Genomic DNA, 21,281 nt, shown 5'->3' on the forward strand with positions numbered 1-21,281 from the left:
ATTCGTGTTTAAGAAGATGCCATATTGGATTGTAATAAGATTTGATTAAAAGATTTTTGCAGTTTTTTGGTGATAGGCCCAACTTGCCCATCTTGAATCGCGGTCCCATCAAGGTGGGTCATTGGTAAAATTTCAATCGTTGTGCCTGTAAAAAAGCATTCATCTGCTTGATAAACGTCACGAACGCTGAAAAGTTCTTCCTGCACAGGAATGTGAAGAGTATTCGCTAAAGAAAGGACATATTGACGAATAATGCCATTTAAAATAAGGTGATTGGCTGGATGTGTGTAAAGCGTTCCGTTTTTAATTAAAAAGAAGTTGGAATGGCTTCCTTCCGTTACAATACCGTTCCTTACGAGAAGTGCCTCTTTACAGCCTTTCCGTTCAGCTTTCGTAGCAGCTAGTACGTTTGGTAATAAATTTAATGATTTAATGTCACAGCGTAGCCATCGAGTATCGGGTTCTGATATAGCGCGTATACCATATTCAATCCATAAAGCTGGTCGTTCTTTTTTTGTAATATAGGCATAAATTGTCGGAGGGTTGTCATATGAAAATACATGTGTGCGAGCTTGTACACCACGAGATACTTGCAAATAAATGGTGCCATCTTCGTGGAAATGGTTTCGTTCAATTAATTTGTAAAGTAAAGTGATGAGCTCAGCTTTTGAGAAAGGGAGCGATAATTCTACTTCTTCCATGGATCGATATAATCTCGTTATGTGCGGATCTAATAAATGAAAGTTCCCTTTATATAGGCGAATAACCTCATAGACACCATCTCCGAACTGCGAACCTCTCTCTTCAAGTTCTATGTACGTTTGTTGTTTTGTTGTATCAATAACTTCATCATTCCAAAGTACAAATTTTTCGTATGCCAATTTCCGTCCCATCCTTTCGTAAGTACGTAAGTAACGTGAAACTTTCATTCATGCGAGATAAAAATCACTATAGTAATTTTTATGTGAGCAATTCTCTACATATGACCATATATGTATTTGTAAATCATAGAGAAATAAGGATGATCTACCCCGCATTAACGGCAGTAAAGCCCCTACTTACAAATTCGGGTAGAGCAAAGAAGTGAAGTGGGCGAATCACTGCCCGTAAATGCCCGATTGATGAGGGCTGATTAAAGTTTCACTTTACAGCATTTTGTATATACAAATTCGAAAATAAGAAATGAGAATCCTGCTTTTAAATAAAAAAAAGCAACATTCTTATGGAATGCTGCACAAGGAGGGTAGCTATCTTTCATAGGGACATTGTCTCGTTGAATGCTTTGTGTATGGAAACAAAACATGTTGAAAGACAATTATAAGAAAGTAGAAACAAAAGATTTACACACTTCTTTAAGGGATCTTACGAAAGATGAGAGATAAGAAATATGTAGAACCTCGTTTACATATTTTATTATAGAGATTCTTCATTAACACTATGTGAATATTTGGTAAAGGTTATGTAATTTTAAAGTTAATGAATATAAGTAGTTGTATGGAAGAAAATAAAAAAGAGGCTGAGATTACTCAGCGCTCTTCTTTTCTTCTTTAATAACTGTTTTTACTTCACCAGTTTTGATCTTATTACTTTCAGAGAAGCGAAGTAAGTCACCTTCAATGATTTTATCAGACATGTTCAATTCATTTTGGGCACGATCAATTAGTGGTTGAGATTCTTCTTTCGGTAATTGTACAACTTCGCCAGTAGCACGGTCATAGAATGTACTGTTTGTGTACATGTATTTATCTGTAACGAAGCTACCGTCACGAAGAACAACGAATCCTTTATTATCAGGTGAGAATACATCATGACCGAATCGAACGTCATTTGTAGAATCTACACCAAGTAAGTTTAGAATAGTTGGTTTAATGTCAATTTCACCAGTTGGTTTTGAAATTGTTTTACCTTCTTTTTGACCTGGAACATGAATAAACATCGGTGTTTTTTGTAAGTTCATATGGTCAAATGCAGTGATTTCTTCTTTTCCTAAGAACTGTGCCATTGCACGGTTATGGTTTTCAGAAATACCGTAGTGGTCACCGTAGAATACGATTACTGAGTTGTCGTAAATACCTTCTGCTTTTAGACGCTCAATAAAGTGTTTCATTGCTTCGTCTAAGTAACGAGCAGTTACCATGTAACGGTCAAATACTCCATCACCAGAATTATATTCGTCGATTAATTTTGTACTGTCATCGTAAGTGAATGGGTAATGATTCGTTAAAGTAAGGAAGCGAGTATAGAATGGTTGCTTCACTTGTTTTAACATATCAATAGATTGATCGAAGTATTCGATATCTTTTAATCCCCAATTTAATTTTGTTTCTGGCGTAATCTTGTAATCAAGCTCGTTGTAGTAACGATCATAACCAAGTGCTGGATACATAATGTTACGGTTCCAGAATGTTGCGTTGTTTGCGTGGAATACCGACGTGTGATACCCTTGCTGACGTAAAATTTCTGGAGTTGCTGTATATTCATTGTTGCCGTGTGTGAAGAATACAGCACCGCGGTCTAGTGGATATAACGAAGTATCTACTAGGAATTCAGCATCAGATGTTTTACCTTGACCAGTTTGATGGAAGAAGTTATCAAAGTAATAACTTTCTTTCGTAAATTGGTTTAAGAATGGTGTAACTTCTTGTCCGTTAACTGTTGCACCAATTAAGAATGTTTGTAATGACTCAAGAGAGACAACAATTACGTTTTTCCCTTTTGCAGTACCGAACATATTTGGATCTGGTTTACTTTGTGTTGTTTTTACGTAGTTTTCTGTTTCTTGTAATTTACTACCGTCAGCGAACGCTTTTTGTGAACTTGATTTTGCTTGTAAGCCAAGATCGTATACTTGATGTACATATAATCCTAAGTTTTTAACAAGCATAACGCGGTCGAATGAACGTGTTAATAGTTCTGGGCGTTCAGCTTCTGCAAGTCCTAAGTTTGCGAAGAAAATAGCAACTGTTGATACGAAGTATAGAGAACGCATCGGGCGTGCTACACGCTCTGTAGGTGCAAAGTTCTTCATTTTCTTTAATAGAACGAAGAAAACGATAATGTCTGCAAATGCAAGAATAATTTTGTAGTTAAATAATTCTTTCACACTAGAACCTAAACTTCCGAAGTTAGATGTTTGTCCTAGCACCGGTAATGTAACGAAGTCATTGTAGAATCCGTAGAACATTACGTTACCAACAAGAACGATTGTTAAGACAAAATTAATTCCAAGTGCTATATAGTTACGTTTTTTCCCTTTTGCAAATAATGCAAGACCAACAAGCAGTAATGATGCTGCTAATGGGCTAAGGAATAAAATGAATTCTTGCATGAAAGATTCAAGTTTTAAGTCAAAGCTTGTGCGTGTAATAAGGTAAGTTTTCAGCCATAAGGCTAAAGCTACGAATACAGTGAAACGCACATTTTGAAATTGTGATTTCAAGGTTTCTTTCATTCATTTCCACCCTTTCTCTATCAGGCTTGGTCGATTTTGGAGCGAAAAATGCTAAAATAAAAAATACATAGTTTTCTTGGCCATAATTAAAGGTTCTATATTCACCCATATACGACTATAACTATGCATACCCTTTTGGTTTCTTTTGTTACTCATAAGCATAACGTCATTTCTGTATTATACAACAAAATTCATTTCTGAGAAACACTATAACATTTTACATTTTTTGTATAAGATTTGTCACTACCAAAGAAAACTTTAACATTCGTTTATATGTCCGTCAACTAGAAAATATAACAAAGGTAGAGCAGAATGTTAAGTGGAAGTGCAAATTTTCTTTGTTGAGAAATAAGAAATGAAGATGGGTAAGGGTTATCTAGAAATCTATTATATGAAGGAAATAGTGTGAAAATTAACGAACACTTGTTCTTTTTTGGTTTGTTTGTTACAATAAAAGTTCATTGATAGGTTTTGTGTAATTTCCATGAACTTTTACTGATAACATATTGTAGCTTATTTCTTTTTAAAAATAGGGAGGCTTTTTACATGAAACAAAAATTTTCAGTTGAAGCGTTTTGGAAGAAAGTAAAACATGTTGCAAAGCAAGCAGGGCAATCGGTCATTTATGCAAGTTTATTACTGTTTTACGTTTTGCAAAGACCCGATGTTCCAAAACGAGTGAAAATTATTGTAATTGGAGCACTTGCTTATTTTATTGCACCGATTGATGCGATTCCAGATTTCATTGCTGGAATTGGCTATACGGATGATTTGGGGGCGTTAACGGCCGCACTAATACAGGTGTCGTTATACGTCAATGAAGATGTGAAAGATAAGGCACGAGTGAAGTTGGCAGAATGGTTTGGTTCGGATATAGACACAACATTTATCGATCAGAAATTAGGTCAATAGGTGAAACCTGTCATAAGGTGACAGGACGAACGTAAGCGAGGAAGTGCATTATGCCATCAGGAAGAACGCATACGAAAATAAACTTAATATCCCTTCCGGTTGTTTTGTTTTTGCTCTTTTCGTATGGATTAACAAATTTTGATTTTTTATTAACTTTTGCGATTGGTTTTTTAGTAGGTACTTCATTTTTAACACCAGATTTAGATACGTACAGTAATGCTTATAACAAATGGGGTTTCTTACGTATATTTTGGTATCCTTATAAGAAAGTAATGCCGCATCGATCTTTCTTTACACATACGATTATACTTGGTGATGTAATTCGTATTGCGTACATGTTAATCGTCTTTTCTCCATTTTTATTACTATTAAATGTAATCGCACTGGATGGTAATTTAATAGAAATTGCGAAGAAGCATGAGGTTGAAATTGTAACGTTCTTAATGGGAATTGTTGTGGCAAGTACGCTCCACATTATAGCGGATAAAGTGAATACGCGCCGAAAGAAAATGATGAGAAAAAAGAAGAAACGCAGAAGATAAAGTGAACGAATTAGGAAAAAGGGCCCCTTGCAAATTGCAAGGGGCCCTTTTTAAACAAACATTTGTTTAAAATTAAGCTTTCAGCACTTTAATTCCTTTTACAATGTTCCAGATGAAGTAGTATAAGCTGATGATTCCGCAAATAGCTAAGACAATCATTGATCCAATTCCAAGTGTTACATCTGGTTGATCAGATCCAAGGCCCATAATTCCTAGAATAGTTACGCCAATGAATGTAGCGATACTTGGAATGATGTGTGTCCATAGAGCACGTTTTGCATGTGGTTTTGTTTCAGCGTCTCCCACAATCCAAACGATAATAGGGAATAAGATAGGGGCAAATAGTACACTAAAGTATGATAACGCAGCTAATATTTTATTTCCGTTCATATATATCACCTCATGAATAATTTCTGTTGTTATACTATTATTATGCAATAATTTTGGCAAACTTCCTATCGATGAACATTACAAGAACGTGACGATTTTGTAAGATTTTCTGTTAAATAATAAAATTTTCAAAAAAATCTTTTTTAATAGAAATTGTTATGGTACAGTATAAATGAAAGTTGTTGAAAACGTTTTCTTAAACGTTTTTTTATTTTAGGCTTAAAGGTATGATGACCTGATAGTCTATTGATGAGGTTATTCTATTTAAAAGGGGATTCTTTAGGGGGAGAGAACAATGAACACATGGACACAAGTTTATGATCCATTCGGAAACATTTGGATTTCGGCAGCGGTCGCACTTATTCCGATTATCTTTTTTTTCTTAGCTTTAGCAGTTTTCCGCATGAAGGGGTATGTGGCAGGATTTATTACAGTTGTACTTACAGTTTTAGTAGCGTTATTCGCTTATAAAATGCCGTTCACGATGGCAATGGCAGCAACCGGGTACGGTTTTTTGTACGGGTTATGGCCAATTGCTTGGATTATCATTATGTCCGTATTTTTATATAAAATTTCTGTGAAAACAGGTCAATTTGATGTGATTCGCGCATCGGTATTATCGATTACGAACGATCATCGTCTACTCGTTATTTTAATTGGATTTTCATTTGGAGCATTTTTAGAAGGAGCGGCAGGATTTGGGGCACCAGTAGCGATTACAGCAGCGCTTCTTGCGGGTCTTGGGTTAAATCCTTTATACGCAGCAGGTCTTTGTTTGATTGCAAATACTGCACCAGTGGCGTTCGGAGCGATGGGAATTCCGATTACAGTTGCTGGACAAGTAACAGGTATTGATCCACATAAAATTGGACAAATGGCTGGGCATCAATTACCGTTCCTATCATTATTTGTTCCATTCTTTATCGTATTTTTAATGGATGGATTTAAAGGTATAAGACAAACGTGGCCTGCGTTACTTGTAGCCGGTAGTTCATTTGCGATTACGCAGTTCATTACAGCGACATTTTTAGGACCGGAACTTCCGGATATTACATCGGCACTTGTAAGTTTAATTAGTTTAGCGCTGTTCTTAAAAGTTTGGCAGCCGAAAGAAATTTATCAATCCGGGCAAGCAAATAGTGAAGTAGCAGTAACAACGACAGCGGCATCGATGCCGAAATTAACGTTTGGAAAAGTAGTGAAAGCATGGTCTCCATTTATCGTATTAACGGTTATGGTAGTCATTTGGAGCCAAAGTTTCTTTAAGGCATTATTCGCTCCAGGAGGGGCTTTAGAAAGTCTTGTATTTAAGTTTGAAATTCCAGGTCTGCATAATTTAGTAATGAAAGCAGAGCCAATTGTAAATAAACCAACGCCTTACGAGGCAATTTTGAAGTTTGATGTATTATCGGCAACTGGAACAGCGATTTTAATTGCTTGTATCATTTCCATGTTTATTTTGAAAATGAATGTAAAAGATGCAGTAGTGACATTTAAAGAAACGTTAAGCGAATTAAAAATGCCAATTCTATCTATCGGATTCGTACTAGGGTTTGCATTTATCGCAAACTATTCTGGTCTATCTTCTACGTTAGCGTTAGCATTAGCCGGAACTGGCGGACTATTCCCGTTCTTCTCACCATTCTTAGGCTGGATTGGCGTATTCCTAACAGGGTCTGATACGTCTGCGAATGCACTGTTCTCAAATTTACAAGCCATTACAGCGCAGCAAGTCGGCGTATCTGAAGTGCTTCTTGTTGCAGCAAATACAACAGGCGGTGTAACAGGGAAAATGATTTCCCCGCAGTCGATTGCGATCGCTTGTGCGGCGGTTGGTCTTGCTGGAAAAGAATCGGATTTGTTCCGTTTTACAGTGAAGCATAGCTTATTCTTCGTAATTATTGTTGGTATTATGACGTATGTGCAAGCGTATTATTTAACGTGGATGATTCCGTAAAGAGCAAAAGAAATAAACTTTTCATTTTTCAGATTATCGTGTATGATGGGAAAGTATTGAAAATTAAATCAGTGATAAACTAGGGGTGCCTAACGTATGCGTAGGCTGAGAGAGAAGCGCGTGAACTTCTTAACCCTTTGGACCTGATCTGGCTCGTACCAGCGTAGGGAAGTTAACGGCTTTACATAATGATGTCTTTATGAGCCAGGTCCTTATTTTTTTATGGACCTGGCTCTTTTTATTTTGGCATGCGCTGGCCATATCTTGTCCTTGTCACGAACAGGGGGGCAACAAAATTTATGAAACAATCTGTTTCAGCTGAGCAAATTGAATTGAAGTCGAGTTTACCAGGGAGTAAGAAAGTATATGTGGATGGACCACGAGAAGGTATGAAAGTGCCGATGCGTGAGATTGAACAAAGCGAAACGAATGGCGTTCCAAATCCACCAATCCGTGTGTATGATACGAGCGGTCCTTATACAGATCCTGCGTATAAGGTCGAGTTGGAAAAAGGAATTCCAACGCCGCGCCACTCTTGGATTATGGGGCGTGGTGATGTAGAAGCATACGAAGGGCGTGAAGTGAAACCAGAGGATGACGGTGTGAAAGTAGCTTCGAAGCATACACCTGTTTTCCCGCAAATGGATCGCCAGCCACTTAGAGCAAAGCAAGGTGCAAATGTTACGCAAATGCACTATGCACGTAATGGCATTATTACGTCTGAGATGGAATATGTTGCGATTCGTGAAGGGGTAGAGCCGGAGTTTGTTCGTAAGGAAATCGCAGAAGGCCGCGCTATTTTACCAGCGAATATTAATCATCCAGAAGCTGAACCGATGATCATCGGGCGTAATTTTCATGTGAAGGTAAACGCGAATATCGGAAACTCAGCTGTATCTTCTTCGATTGCAGAAGAAGTAGAGAAGATGACATGGGCAACGCGCTGGGGTGCGGATACGATTATGGATTTATCTACAGGTAAAAATATTCATACGACGCGTGAGTGGATTATTCGTAACGCGCCTGTACCAGTTGGAACTGTACCGATCTATCAAGCGCTGGAAAAAGTAAACGGAATTGCAGAAGATTTAACGTGGGAAGTATATCGTGATACGTTAATTGAGCAGGCGGAGCAAGGCGTTGATTACTTTACGATTCACGCTGGTGTATTGCTTCGTTACATTCCAATCACGGCAAAGCGTACGACAGGTATCGTTTCGCGCGGTGGTTCGATTATGGCACAGTGGTGTTTATTCCATCATAAAGAAAACTTCCTATATACTCACTTTGAAGAGATTTGTGAAATTATGAAGCAGTATGATGTTTCGTTCTCTCTTGGAGATGGATTACGTCCAGGGTCTATTGCAGATGCAAATGACGAAGCACAGTTTTCTGAGCTTGAAACACTTGGTGAATTAACAAAAATTGCTTGGAAACATGATGTGCAAGTTATGATTGAAGGACCTGGACACGTACCGATGCACTTAATTAAAGAGAATATGGAGAAAGAGCTTGATATTTGTCAGGGCGCGCCGTTTTACACACTTGGGCCACTAACGACAGATATTGCACCAGGTTATGACCATATTACATCTGCAATTGGAGCTGCGATGATTGGCTGGTTTGGAACAGCGATGCTTTGTTATGTAACGCCGAAAGAACATTTAGGTTTGCCAAACAAAGATGATGTACGCACGGGTGTTATTACGTACAAAATTGCAGCGCATGCGGCTGATCTTGCGAAAGGACATAAAACGGCTCATCAGCGTGATGATGCACTTTCAAAAGCACGCTTCGAATTCCGTTGGCGCGATCAATTTAATTTATCTTTAGATCCTGAACGTGCGATGGAATATCATGATGAAACGTTGCCTGCAGAAGGGGCAAAGACAGCTCACTTCTGTTCAATGTGTGGACCGAAGTTTTGTAGTATGAGAATTTCACATGATATTCGTGAATATGCAAAAGAAAATGATTTAGAAACGACAGAAGCAATTGAAAAAGGAATGAAAGAGAAAGCAGAAGAATTTAAAGAAGCTGGTAGTCATTTATATCAATAACATGTTACACCTCTTTACTTGATTGATCACACTGTAGTACCTAACTTTATTATAGAAGAAGCCCCATTTGCTAAGACGGTAGCAAATGGGGCTTCTGTTGTTTATAAGGCGAAGAAGAGATGTACCCAGTAGAATAAGAGGAATAGTGTGACGACTGTTGTGAGCGGGATAACGATAAGGGATACACTTAAATAGTCTTTCCATTTTACTTTAATTTTGTTTTGTTTCAGAATATACATCCAAATGAGTGAAGCTAGCGTACCAATTGGTAGTAATAGTGAACCGATGTCACTACCAATGATGTTTGCAAGATAGATAGTTTTTAATGTGACTGGATCTAGTCCCATTTCTGTTAATGTGATTGTACCAATCATAAGGGCAGGATGGTTATTGAAGACGTTAGAGAGGATGGATACAAGTCCGCCCATTGCAAAGCTAGCATAGAGTAGATGCTGATTCACAACTGGCTCGAGCCATTGTACAAGTGCAGCTGTTAATCCTGCGTTGTGTAGTCCGTAAATAATGACGTACATAGAGAAGGCGAAAATTAAAATGTGCCACGGTGTCTTTTTCAAAATGTCGACAGGATTTGTTCGTAAGTAGTACCATCTCCAAATGAGAAGAACGAGTGAACCAAGTACTGCAACGATTTCAATTGGGATGGATAAGAAGGATGCAACGAATAGAAGACAGCGCATCAGGAAGACGAAACCTAATACTTTTAACATGAATCTTGTCCGTTTTTGTTTCGTATCGACAGAATTATTTCCTTTTAGTGGATGGAAGTTTTTCGTGAAGAAAATTTCTTCAATATCATATGAAGAAACAGGTAATTTTTTCGGAAGTTTTTTCTTCAAAACTGTATACATGAGCCATGACATAAATAATAAGCCTAATGTTGCAGGTACAAACATCATAGCGGTATGCATATAAAGAGTCATATGGACGATGTTTAATGCGATTAAATTTACGATATTACTTACACCAATTGGTGCACTAGATGCCGTAGCGATTAAAGCACCACTTAATAAATAAGGAATTTGTTGATGTGGTTTTAATTGAAGGTTTTTTAGAAGAAGAATTAAAATGGGAGTTGTAATTAAAATACTACCGTCGTTATTAAATAAAAGAGTCATAAGAAAACATAATAATTGAATATACCAGTATAGACGGCGTCCAGAACCTTTCGCTAGATTTGCCAGTTTCGCTGCGGACCAATGGAAGAAGCCGAAGCTTTCTAATATAACTGCCATAACAATAGTTGCTAATATTGTTATGGAAGCACCGCCAATTTTACTTATAATATCCATGATGTCTGGTTTTGATACAAGTCCAGTAATTATGATGATACCAGCTCCGATTGCTGCTGGCCATGCCTCATTTAAGCCGCGAGGTCGCCAAAAGATAACGATCATCGTTAAGAAAAATACAATAATAGTAATCCATATTTCAATGCTCATATTTTGCCTACCTTTCTATTTTCCCTTGAACAGATGTAGCTTGTCTCAAGTTTATATTGGTAGTATATTCAGCAAAAAATAAGAAGAACTAGACGTATAACGAGATGAACCGAATATGTGTTTTTCATGCTAAAGGACAAGTGTCACGAATAGTGAAATAACTATTATGAGAGGAGTCTATAAATTATTGGGCAGTAAGATAGTAAATGAAATTTATATGGGCGATTATTGAGATATATTGGCGCAAGTTAAAATATATCAGCGATTATTGAGATATATCGGCGCAAGTTAAAATATATCAGCGATTATTGAAATATATCGGCGCAACTCAAAATATATCAGCGATTTTTAAAATATATCGACTTATCGACAAAACACGACAAAAGGAGCCCATCCCAAAATGCCTTTTGGAACAGACTCCAATGCTATATTATTTTTCCTTCAAAAAAGTACGATCCTTCAAGAATAAGTTCCAGAAGAAAATAAATCCTGGTAATAAAATTGCAATCCCAATTGCGTATAGAATGAGCAGTGCATAGAACGTTTCTTTCGTTGTAAAGCTTGTAAATACAGTTACGTCAGGATAAATAATATACGGTAAATGCGCGACCCCGTAAGCATAGCTTGCAAATGCATATTGAGCGACGACAGCTAAAACGGCAATGCGAGGGTATCCTAGTGTATTGTACTTTTTGTTTGTCCACCAAAGGGACGAGTATCCGATAACGAATAAAACAATAGAAACTGTAAACCACGGGAATTGCTTTATTAATCCTTGCATAACCCAATGTGTTTCTGGATCCATTACAACGAGGGCAATAATTGCCGTAACGAGCGTTGCAGGACCAAGGATGATAGCATTTCTTCTATAAATTCTATACGTATCTTCTGAACTTTGTTCTCTCGAAAAATCAGCAAGAAAGAGAGAGGAGAGAAATAGTTCAGAAGTTAGTCCGAAGAGCATATAACAGTAGATAACTGGGCTAGAAAGAAGTTTTCCATATAGGAGTACTTCCTTTCCTTCAGACATTGTAATATAGGCTCCCTCTGTAACGGGTAAAACGGTAATTAATAGTGCTGGAATTAATAGACCAGTAATACCTGAAATAACCCGAAGAAGGTATTGGTATTTTGGCAAGGAGTAAGCAAATACCATAAATGTACTACGTACTGCAATGAGCACTAAAATTAACATAACTGGTACGAACATTACTGTCGCAAGAGTAAAGGCCGCTTTCGGAAAGAAGCCGAGAAATGCGACAACGACGAAAACGAGAAACGTATTTGTTACTTCCCAAGTTGGTGATAAGTACCGATTCGCAAGTTTAGCAGCGAGCGTCGGATGTTTTGCGTATACCATGCCCCAAAAACCAGCGCCAAAATCAATGGACCCTAGTATACTGTATACGAAAATAAGGGCCCATAAGATGATGATTGCAATACTTTCCTCATACATGAGAATCGCCTCCTTGGTGTTGTAAATCATTCTTTAATGGATGTCTTCTAAAGAATGTCCGTAGAACAATGACTGTTAAAATAGCGAGTCCAATATACAAAATGATGAACAAAACAAATAAAGGACCGACGAAATCAGCGCGTGTAGATGCATCGACGGTACGTTGCATACCATAAATTGTCCATGGTTGACGACCGCTACAACTGAAAATCCATCCGAATTCAATACCGAGCATCATAATTGGTCCGCATGCGGCAGCCCCCCAAAGTAGCCACTTCGGTAGTTCTGTTCCCTTTTTTCGGTACACGAAATACCAATATAAGAGTGCAATTGTTGCAACAGCAAAGGTAAACGCAGCAGTTCCTACCATTAAGTTGAATAGTGTATGTGTATAAAATGGTGGCCATGTTTCTTGTGGGAATTCGTTTAGTCCTTTTACGACAGTGCTAGGGTCTAGTCCTACTAATAAGCTAAGCATGTTTGGAATTTCAAGTGCATAGTTTAGTTCAAGTGTATTAGGATCCACAACTCCGCCAATGGATAGCGGTGCGTGTGATGTCGTTTCAAATAAAGCTTCAGCAGATGCAAGTTTTTCAGGTGAGTGTTTATGTAAGGCAATCGCTGATTCATGTCCTGAAAGCCACATCGTAGCGCCTGTAATAAATGTAACGACAAGCCCTAATAGCAGCCCTTTTTTATGATAAGCAATTTCACGTGTACTTAAATTTTTCTTCAATAATTTAAATCCAGCAATAGAAGCAATGACAGCCGCACCAGTTGCATAAGCCGTAATAACGACATGAAATGCACTTGTGCCAAAACTTGGATTAAAGAAAGCTTTCCACGGATTAACGTTAAAAACAGATCCATCTGGATTCATTGAAAAGCCTGCTGGTGTATTCATCCATGTATTTGCTGATGTAATAAGCACGGCGGATGCCGTGGCACCAAGCATGACGAAAAATAGCGAGATTAATCTCATAAATGGAGGAAGTTTATCGGCTGCATATACGTAAATTGACATGAATAAAGCCTCCAAAAAGAAGGCGAAAATCTCAATTTGGAAGGGAACAGAAATAACTTGCCCAACAATTTTGGCGAAACCAGGCCAAAGAAGTGAGATTTGCACACCAACAATTGTTCCAGTTGGAATTGCTACACCGAGAAGAATAGCAAACGCCTTTGTCCATCTTTTCGCCATAATGGCATAGTCGGAGTCTTTCTTCCAGTGATAGAGTATTTCGCTTATAAAAATCATCAATGAAAGTCCGACGCCAAGTGTTGCAAAAATAATGTGGAATGCTAATGAAGAACCAAAAAATGCTCTTGCTAATGTTACCGTATCCATATGTAAACTCCTCTTCTTTTTTGCCATTATTTTCTGATTGAATTGGAAGATTTATTCAAAAAAACTACCAAAAATATATATGTATTTAAAAAGTGAATATGATAATATAATGTTGTAATATTTTGAATAGAAAGAAATAAATAGTTTCTCATGTTTTGTTTGTTTTTTTTACAGGAATCTTTTATAATCTTTTATGCGAACATAAGTTCTGTTTTTCAAAAAGAAGAAGTTTATGTGAAATGGAGAGGGTGTTTTATGTATCCTGAAGTCATTAAAAAGATGGCATTTTCAAAAGAGCATAGAGATTTATTATTGAAGCTATATAATAAAGAGATTACACGTCGTGAATATGATCGGCTTGTACAATCGCTATATAAACCTTCTAAAGAGGTTTACGAGGGATAGAAATGGGGGAGACAATCTAGTGGATTGTCTTTTTTAAATTTATGTATGTTCTGATAAAATTAAGGTTAGCCTTACTAGGGAGGTGAAAAGATTGCGGAAACGTTTATATATAGGGATTGGAGTTATCTTCTTAATCGCTTTAGGTGGAATTGTATTTTGGTCAGCTTTACAAGGAAACCGTACAGAAAATTTTATTTTAAGACATATGGTGAATGACAATGGAACGCTTGCCACGTACCGTTTAGTAGATACTAAGGCAGGTACGGGTGAAGCAAAGGGACGTGAAGCTTTATCAGAATCAGCGGGATTATGGTTACAATATACACTTGATAAAGATGATCAGGCGTTATTTGATGAGCAAGTAAAGGTTATTCAAGATAATTTCGTATATAAGAATCATATCGTTTTATGGAAACTCTCTGAAAAGGGAGAGAGGCAGTCAGCTACAAATGCACTTATAGATGATCTTCGTATTATAGAACAATTATATCGTGCTTATGAAATGTATAAGGAAGAGCGTTATAAAAACCTTGCCGATCAATTAAGTGATGCTGTACTTCGTTATAATAAAAAAGATAATTATTATGTTGATTATTATGATGCAGATGCAGGGAAACAAAATAATTTTGTAACAACATCATACATAAATCCACGTGCATTCTCCTATATGAAGAAGTACGACAAAGTTTCTGCTCAGCAATATCAGGAAGTCGTTCAATTTTTAGCGGATTATCCAAGGCATGGCTGGGCATTCCCGAAAGAGTATAAAGAAGATGGTACATTTACGTACGATAAAGAAGTGAATCTTATTGACCAATCATACGTTGCATATCATCGAAGTTTAGGTGGTCTTTCATCAGCTGCTTATTTGGAATTTATAAAGAAGAAATTCCAGGAGGATGGAAAGCTATACGGTCGTTACAATTTAGAAACGGGAAAACAAACTGTGAATTATGAATCGCCAGCCGCATATGGATTAACGATTTTGTACGTACTACAAACAGGTGATAAAAAGTTTGCGAAAGAATTGTATGATCATATGGCCACATTCCGAAATGATAACGTATTTAGTAGATATTACGGTGGATATGTAACAGGTGAAAATAATAATACGCATATTTTTGATAATGTACTACCACTTTTAGCTGAAATGGAATTAAAAAAGAGTGAACAATAAAAGTTGCCACCATATGAGGGTGGCAACTTTTATTTGTTGATATAATTTTACGTCCTAATGTTGGAGAAGTAATCAATCACGAATTCACGGAATTGCTGAGCTGTTTTTGATAAGTAGCGTTTTTTTGACCAACTTAATCCGATGGTTCGCTGACAATTGGGTTCAATAATACGCAACTTGCTTGATGCTAAAGTAGAGTTTTTTAATAAAGTTAAACTTGGAACAAAAGCGATGCCGAGACCTTGCTTAATGAGGTCGCTAATCACGGTCGGTTCATCTACTTCAAAAGCAATATGCGGAGTGAAACCAGCTTCTTTGCAAAATTCATCCGTTAAGTGTCGAAATCCATAGCCAGTGTTCATACTAATAAACGATTCGTTTTTTACTTCATGCAGGTGGATATTTTCTCGACCTGATAAACGATGGCCTGAAGGGACGACTAAGAAAATTTCTTCTGTAATAAGTGGTTCCCAAACAATTTCTTCCCCTTCAATTGGCACAGAGGAGATACAAAAGTCAATTTCTATATTATCTAGTTGTCGTTTCATAGAAGGAGTGGATGCAAGAAATTGTTGGAACCGAACGTTAGGATGTTCTAGTAAAAAAGAGCCAAGTAGTTCTGGTAATATTCTTGGAATAGAAACGGCCAGTGTAATAGAGCTTTGTTGTAATTCGGCTAAATCTTTAATTTCTCGTTGCCCTTCGCTTAATTCATGAAAAATACGTTCTACTCGTTTTAAAAATACTTTTCCGAAAGAATTTAAAGTAATCTGTCGGCCTTGGCGATCAAATAAAGGGACTCCTAAATCCTTTTCGAGTCTAGCGATTGTTTTGCTGAGTGAAGGTTGCGCGATATGCAATTCTTCAGCTGCCTTTGTCATGTGTTCTAGTCGTGCAACTGTCTGAAAGTATTTTAACTGGAGCAGTTCCATTTCGAGTCTCCTTTCTATAGACCAAAAGGAATGAATTAATAATTAAAGATGTATTATACAGTATCTAAAGTGACGTGTATAGTAAATCTGTTAAACCATTCGAAGGGTGTTAAATTAGAAGAGGAGTATGTTTCATGAAGGGAATTAAACTTATATTTAAAGATTGGAAAGCGATGTGGCACCATAAACATGGACGTATCGCTTTAATTTTTTTATTAATCGTTCCGTTAATTTATTCAGGATTCTTTTTAGCTGGATATTGGGATCCGTACGGAAAATTAGATAAATTACCTGTTGCGATTGTGAATTTAGATAAGGGCGCTGCGATGGATGAAAAAACAATTCATGCAGGAGACGATTTTGTTAAAAATTTAAAAGAGAATAAGGAATTGGCTTTTCATTTCGTATCAGAAAAAAATGCGGATGAAGGGTTAAAAGAAGATAAATATTATATGGTTGTTACGATTCCGGAAGATTTCTCTAAAAAGGTAAGTACACTTATGAATGAGAAACCAGAGCCAGCAAAGTTGCAGTACAAAGTAAATCCAGGTAAAAACTTTGTAGCGGCTCAAATTGGAACGACAGCTGTTGAAAATATGAAAACAAAAATCTCAAACAGTATTACGAAATCATATACAGAAGGTGTTTTTTCAAAGTTTCAAGATTTGGCACAAGGGTTGAGTGATGCAAGTAATGGTGCTGAGAAGTTACATGAAGGAACGACCGATGCAAAAAATGGAGCGAATCAGCTTGCGAATGGTATTGATCGTTTAAGTTACGGGACATCGAAATTGAAAGAAGGAAGTGACAAGCTTGCGTCTAGCCAATCTGCCTTAACGGGGGGAGCAAATGAGCTGAGTCAAGGAGCGACATCACTTCATAGTGGTATGGAGTTATTAGCACAAGGTGAAAAAACGTTACAATCAGGAATTAGTGAATTAAGTGCTGGTACAAATGAATGGGTGAATGGAAATGAAAAACTTGCTGAAGGGCAAGCGAAAGCGGACAATGCGGCAAATAGTGTGAAACAACAATTAGAAGAGTACGTGAAAAATCATCCAGAAGTGCAGCAAGATCCCGCTTTTCAAAAAATTGTTGCTACGTCTAATGGACTAGCTAAAGCAACAAGTACTTTAAATAATAGCCAACAACAATTGACACAAGGTGCGAAGAAGCTAACTGATGGTCAACATAAGATTGAAGAAGGCATGAATACATTCGGATTTAAGTTAAATGAAGCTACTGCTGGAACGAAAAAGATAGCAGATGGTGCATCGAATTTGGCTGATGGATTTATGAAGTGGGGAAATGGATTTACATCCCTGCAAGAAGGTGTAAATCAGCTTGCGAGTGGTGGAACGGAGCTGAATAACGGTGCTAGTAAATTAACAAATGGACTTGTTAAACTTGATGATGGTGCGAAAGAACTTTCTACGAAATTAGGAGAGGGCGCAGAGAAGATAGCGGATGTTCGTAATGATGATGCACGCAATACGATGTTCTCAGAGCCAGTTCAGTTAGTGAAGTCAACAGTTTCTGACGTTCCTAACTACGGTTCAGGCATTGCACCATATTTCTTATCACTTGCATTTTATGTTGGCGGAATTATGGCATCGAATATTTTACCTCTTGGCCGCAGACAAAACATGAAGGTAAGCGGAACGGTACATTTTATTAATAAACTAGGATTGGTATATTTAATTGGACTCATTCAAGCGCTACTCGTAGATGTAGTTGTGCTAGGAGTTATGAAATTAGAAGTTGCAAGTGTGCCACTTTTTGTTTTATCAAGTATTGTTATTTCCTTTACGTTCATGACATTTATTCTTATGTTAGTAACAGTATTTGGTCTTGTTGGAAAGTTCTTAGCGGTAACGCTTCTTGTCCTGCAATTAGCGACGAGCGGAGGTACTTTCCCAGGAGAATTAAACATAGCTGTTCTTAGCAAAATTGGACAGTTTCTCCCAATGTCTCATTCTCTTAGAGGATTACAAGATGTTATTTCTTTAGGAGATTGGTCGCAATTACAAATGCAAATTTTAATATTGTTATGTTATCTCGTTGTTGCCGGTGGAATTGCTTGGATCACGAGTCATATACAGCATAGAGAAACGAATGTAGAACAAGTTTCTTAAAATGAAATAAGCTATCCGATTTTTTCGGATAGCTTATTTTTTATTTGCGTTCCATTACTGCAAAGTAATTATTTTCATTATCAGCAAAGTTGAATGCTCTACCAGTAGGTAAATCTACAACCTGTCCAACTGTGACATTTTTCTCAGAAAGATCTTTATATAGACGGTCTAAGTCATTTGAGAAGAACATAAGTGAAGGTGTATTTAGGTTTAGTTCAGGTTGCATCTTCGCGATTAACGCTTTATCGTGAAGGACGATGCTTGTTCCTGCTTCTTTCGCCGGTGCAATTTCAATCCAGCGGAATCCGTTTCCGTTATTTTCTTCCGCAATGATTTGGAACCCTACTTTTTCTGTCCAAAATTGTACTGTTTCGTCTTGGTTATTTACATATAGCATAATTTGTCCAACTTGATTAATCATAGGTGTCTCTCGCTTTCTTTTTATATGCGTATTATTATATCAAATATATGGCTTGAATAGTTTTTTATGATTTTTTCGTAATACAACCTTCGTCCATTTCATCTTTGTTGTAGGAGAAGGACCTGTAATCCAAGTATGAAATGGTATTGTGCTACAAATGACCATTGTTGAAATAGAGATAATAGCCGTTAACACAAATAGTAATAGGCTATATAATATAGTATTTTCTTGCAGCGTGAATAAGGAAAGAAGTTTTGTGCATAGTTGCAAGAAGAATAAATGAGCTAAATAAGCACCATACGTGTAATTTCCAATGAAACGTAACGTTTTATATAAGAAACCACGACGCTGTACTATCATAATAGATAACACATACAGTATGATAATTTCGCATACGATATATAAAAACATAGATGGTTTTAAATAGGTAGAAACAGTTAAATGAATAGAGTTTGCTCCGTAAAAACTAAACAACTCATAATTGATGAATAAAAATAAGATGAAAAATAATATTGTTATAAGCGGGATATGCTTCATGACGAATAGACGCCACGTTTTTAGTGCTACAGCGGCAATGCCGCCCATAACGAAATAGAATGAGTAGAATAGAAATGATCGATCTGTATAATTTAAAATTGTTGAACTTGTTAATTTTTCTCCATTAAAAATATAGTGAGAAGAGAACCACATTAATAGAAAATATAGGTAAGCAAAAAAGGTCATATATTTATATATGTCTTTTTTATTTTCTGTTCGTTTTTGAAACCAATAAAAAAGTGTGCATAGTAAAGGGAACAATAAGTGAATTTGGAACATCATAATAACGTACCAAAGATGGGGAGCGGCTGTTCCGAGTAATAAACTTTTTATTCCACTTTGTAACGTAATAAGATCATTTGTTGTTAATAAGTAAAGAATAGACCAAAAGAAATAAGGAATGAGTAAGTGTATCGCTTTTTCGGAAATATATTCTTTATATACTAATTGCTTTGTATAGTGACGAATTAAGTGAAATCCAACGATAAATATGAATGCTGGTGCTGAGAATTTTGCAAGATTAAATAGCATGCCCATAATGAGGGATTGCTCAAGTAAGACATTTCCTTGATTCATTGTATATAATAAAGAACTTTGCAAAACGACAGCGAGAAATGCAATGCTTTGCAAAACTTTAAATTCTGGTGCGCTTTGAGTCATTAGATCCATCTCCTTTTCCATACATGATTATAGTACGGAGAATGGATAAGAGGTGTGGAATATTTGTGAAGGTTTTAACAAATTTGTGGCGGAATGGATTAACAACAAAGAAAGAGGATGCTCAAAACGAGCATCCTCTTTCTATTTATTAAGCAAATTTGTTTTTGATCCAGTTCTTACCTTCTACAAGGCGAGCTGTCATTACGGCACAAGCGTTATCTGCTGTTACGTTTAACATCGTTGCAGGAGGATCAATGATTGTACTGATTGCTGCGATAATTGGCAGTGCTTCTGGCGGGAAACCGTATAGAGATACGATTAACATTTCACCGATCATACCGCCGCCTGGAATAGCGCCCATTACTGTTCCTACTAATAGAGAAACAACAAGTGCGATTGCTAATGTTTTCGGTCCTTCGAATTCCATGTTGAAAATACCGAATAAGAAAGCAATTTTTAATACGCCACCTAAAACAGAGCCGTCTTTATGAAGAGTAGAACCAAGAAGGACAACTGTTTCACGAACGTCTGAAGAAATACCCATTTTCTTCGTTGCTTCTAAGTTTGCTGGAATACTTGCGGCACTACTACAAGTTGCAAGTGATGTAACTGTAGGAGAGACCATGTTCTTCCAAAATACTTGTACACCTTGTTTGCGACCTGCAAGGTATGCATAGAACGTGAAGAATACAAAGAAATAAATTAGAGAAGCAGGATAGTATACCATTGCTGCTCGGAAGTAAGTTCCAAGAAGTTGTGGTCCGAATTCGCCAACTAATGCTGCGAAGTAAGCAGCAAGTCCGATTGGGGCGTAGTACATAATGAAAGATACAACCTTCATTGAAATCTCTGCACCAGCTTGTAGGAATGTAGCGAATGGCTTTCCTTTTTCGCCAACTGCTGAAGTTGCAATCCCCATTAAGATAGAGAAGAAAATAAGAGCTAACATATTTTCACGAGATAGTAACTTCGAGAAGTCAGATACTGTTAAAATACCGACGATTTGATCTGCAACACTAACAGCTTTGCCGGCTTTGTCAGGTTGTGTTAGTTCTAGTACAACACCTTGTGCTGGCGGGAATACTTTCACGACAATAATCATAAAAATAGCAGCTAAAATACTTGTAAATAAGAAAGTTCCAGCCATACTAGACATAATTTTACCGAAACGTTTTAATCCATCCATATTAGCAATAGACGATGCGATGCTAAAGAACACTAGAGGTACAACAATCGTAAACATTAAGTTTAAGAAAATGTCACCAAGCGGCTTTAAAGCAACTGCATCGGCACCCATGAAATAACCAATGAAACCACCAATTAGGATAGAAGATAATAAAATAAGTGGAAAGCGATATGCCTTCATAAATATATCCTCCTAGCAATTAAAAAAATCATACTGAATTATTATAGCGAGTTAGCGTCCTCTTTACTAGGA

Annotated in this window: 17 protein-coding genes and 1 riboswitch; of the genes, 7 read left to right on the forward strand and 10 right to left on the reverse strand. The window is 37.0% G+C overall.

All coding sequences use genetic code 11. The features are described 5' to 3' along the window. Positions 1-8 precede the first annotated feature (8 nt). The gene (locus D1166_RS19470; RefSeq protein WP_074595267.1) at positions 9-893 is read right to left on the reverse strand and encodes a D-amino-acid transaminase; all 885 of its coding nucleotides are present in this window, start codon (positions 891-893) and stop codon (positions 9-11) included. A gap of 629 nt (positions 894-1,522) precedes the next feature. Next, entirely contained in the window at positions 1,523-3,451 is a 1,929-nt protein-coding gene (locus tag D1166_RS19475; RefSeq protein ID WP_000665358.1) for an LTA synthase family protein, read from the reverse strand. A gap of 546 nt (positions 3,452-3,997) precedes the next feature. Here D1166_RS19475 and D1166_RS19485 point away from each other — a divergent pair. Continuing rightward, on the forward strand, positions 3,998-4,363 hold the full coding sequence (locus D1166_RS19485; RefSeq protein ID WP_000810369.1) for a YkvA family protein: 366 nt from the start codon (positions 3,998-4,000) through the stop codon (positions 4,361-4,363). 50 nt (positions 4,364-4,413) lie between these two features. After that, positions 4,414-4,905 carry a metal-binding protein gene (locus D1166_RS19490; protein ID WP_001139060.1) on the forward strand — a complete coding sequence of 164 codons (492 nt, stop codon included), beginning with the start codon at positions 4,414-4,416 and terminating at the stop codon, positions 4,903-4,905. Positions 4,906-4,977: 72 nt separating this feature from the next. Here the strand turns inward: D1166_RS19490 and D1166_RS19495 are convergent, their stop codons facing one another. Then, on the reverse strand, positions 4,978-5,295 hold the full coding sequence (locus D1166_RS19495; RefSeq protein WP_001014099.1) for a magnetosome magnetite crystal formation protein family: 318 nt from the start codon (positions 5,293-5,295) through the stop codon (positions 4,978-4,980). A 295-nt stretch (positions 5,296-5,590) separates the two neighbouring features. Here D1166_RS19495 and lldP point away from each other — a divergent pair, with 295 nt between their 5' ends. Continuing rightward, positions 5,591-7,252: an L-lactate permease gene (gene lldP / locus D1166_RS19500; protein ID WP_001099339.1), complete on the forward strand. Its 1,662-nt coding sequence runs from the start codon at positions 5,591-5,593 to the stop codon at positions 7,250-7,252. Between the two features lie 71 nt (positions 7,253-7,323). Beyond that, positions 7,324-7,439, forward strand: a riboswitch (TPP riboswitch). A 112-nt stretch (positions 7,440-7,551) separates the two neighbouring features. Next, the gene (gene thiC / locus D1166_RS19505; protein WP_000814479.1) at positions 7,552-9,312 is read left to right on the forward strand and encodes a phosphomethylpyrimidine synthase ThiC; all 1,761 of its coding nucleotides are present in this window, start codon (positions 7,552-7,554) and stop codon (positions 9,310-9,312) included. Between the two features lie 101 nt (positions 9,313-9,413). Here thiC and D1166_RS19510 read toward each other — a convergent pair whose 3' ends face one another. The 3 genes from D1166_RS19510 to cydA all read right to left on the reverse strand — a co-directional run bounded on the left by D1166_RS19510 (position 9,414) and on the right by cydA (position 13,576). After that, a complete protein-coding gene (locus D1166_RS19510) occupies positions 9,414-10,772 on the reverse strand; it encodes an arsenic transporter (protein ID WP_000021120.1) in 1,359 nt (452 codons plus the stop codon). A gap of 430 nt (positions 10,773-11,202) precedes the next feature. Further along, a complete protein-coding gene (locus D1166_RS19515; RefSeq protein ID WP_000272788.1) occupies positions 11,203-12,228 on the reverse strand; it encodes a cytochrome d ubiquinol oxidase subunit II in 1,026 nt (341 codons plus the stop codon). Next, the gene (cydA, locus tag D1166_RS19520; RefSeq protein ID WP_118043393.1) at positions 12,221-13,576 is read right to left on the reverse strand and encodes a cytochrome ubiquinol oxidase subunit I; all 1,356 of its coding nucleotides are present in this window, start codon (positions 13,574-13,576) and stop codon (positions 12,221-12,223) included. Before cydA ends, D1166_RS19515 begins: the two co-directional genes overlap by 8 nt. A gap of 255 nt (positions 13,577-13,831) precedes the next feature. Here cydA and D1166_RS31335 point away from each other — a divergent pair, with 255 nt between their 5' ends. Continuing rightward, positions 13,832-13,981 carry a hypothetical protein gene (locus tag D1166_RS31335; protein ID WP_000283181.1) on the forward strand — a complete coding sequence of 50 codons (150 nt, stop codon included), beginning with the start codon at positions 13,832-13,834 and terminating at the stop codon, positions 13,979-13,981. 91 nt (positions 13,982-14,072) lie between these two features. Next, on the forward strand, positions 14,073-15,158 hold the full coding sequence (locus D1166_RS19525) for a hypothetical protein (protein ID WP_001231668.1): 1,086 nt from the start codon (positions 14,073-14,075) through the stop codon (positions 15,156-15,158). 47 nt (positions 15,159-15,205) lie between these two features. On the opposite strand, the gene D1166_RS19530 is transcribed toward D1166_RS19525, so the two are convergent. Then, complete coding sequence (locus D1166_RS19530; RefSeq protein WP_118043394.1) at positions 15,206-16,090, reverse strand: LysR family transcriptional regulator; 885 nt, start codon at positions 16,088-16,090, stop codon at positions 15,206-15,208. Between the two features lie 134 nt (positions 16,091-16,224). On the opposite strand from D1166_RS19530, the gene D1166_RS19535 reads away from it, so the two are divergent. Continuing rightward, positions 16,225-18,225, forward strand: coding sequence for a YhgE/Pip domain-containing protein (locus D1166_RS19535; protein WP_118043395.1), 2,001 nt, complete (start codon positions 16,225-16,227; stop codon positions 18,223-18,225). Positions 18,226-18,265: 40 nt separating this feature from the next. On the opposite strand, the gene D1166_RS19540 is transcribed toward D1166_RS19535, so the two are convergent. From D1166_RS19540 to D1166_RS19550, 3 genes are all read right to left on the reverse strand, one after another. Then, positions 18,266-18,646: a VOC family protein gene (locus D1166_RS19540; protein WP_000610162.1), complete on the reverse strand. Its 381-nt coding sequence runs from the start codon at positions 18,644-18,646 to the stop codon at positions 18,266-18,268. A 39-nt stretch (positions 18,647-18,685) separates the two neighbouring features. After that, entirely contained in the window at positions 18,686-19,843 is a 1,158-nt protein-coding gene (locus D1166_RS19545) for an acyltransferase (RefSeq protein ID WP_098595745.1), read from the reverse strand. A gap of 148 nt (positions 19,844-19,991) precedes the next feature. Further along, complete coding sequence (locus D1166_RS19550) at positions 19,992-21,209, reverse strand: dicarboxylate/amino acid:cation symporter (RefSeq protein ID WP_000649376.1); 1,218 nt, start codon at positions 21,207-21,209, stop codon at positions 19,992-19,994. Between the last annotated feature and the right edge of the window lie 72 nt (positions 21,210-21,281).

It is taken from the genome of Bacillus sp. ISO11 (assembly GCF_003458115.1).
GTDB lineage: Bacteria > Bacillota > Bacilli > Bacillales > Bacillaceae_G > Bacillus_A > Bacillus_A cereus.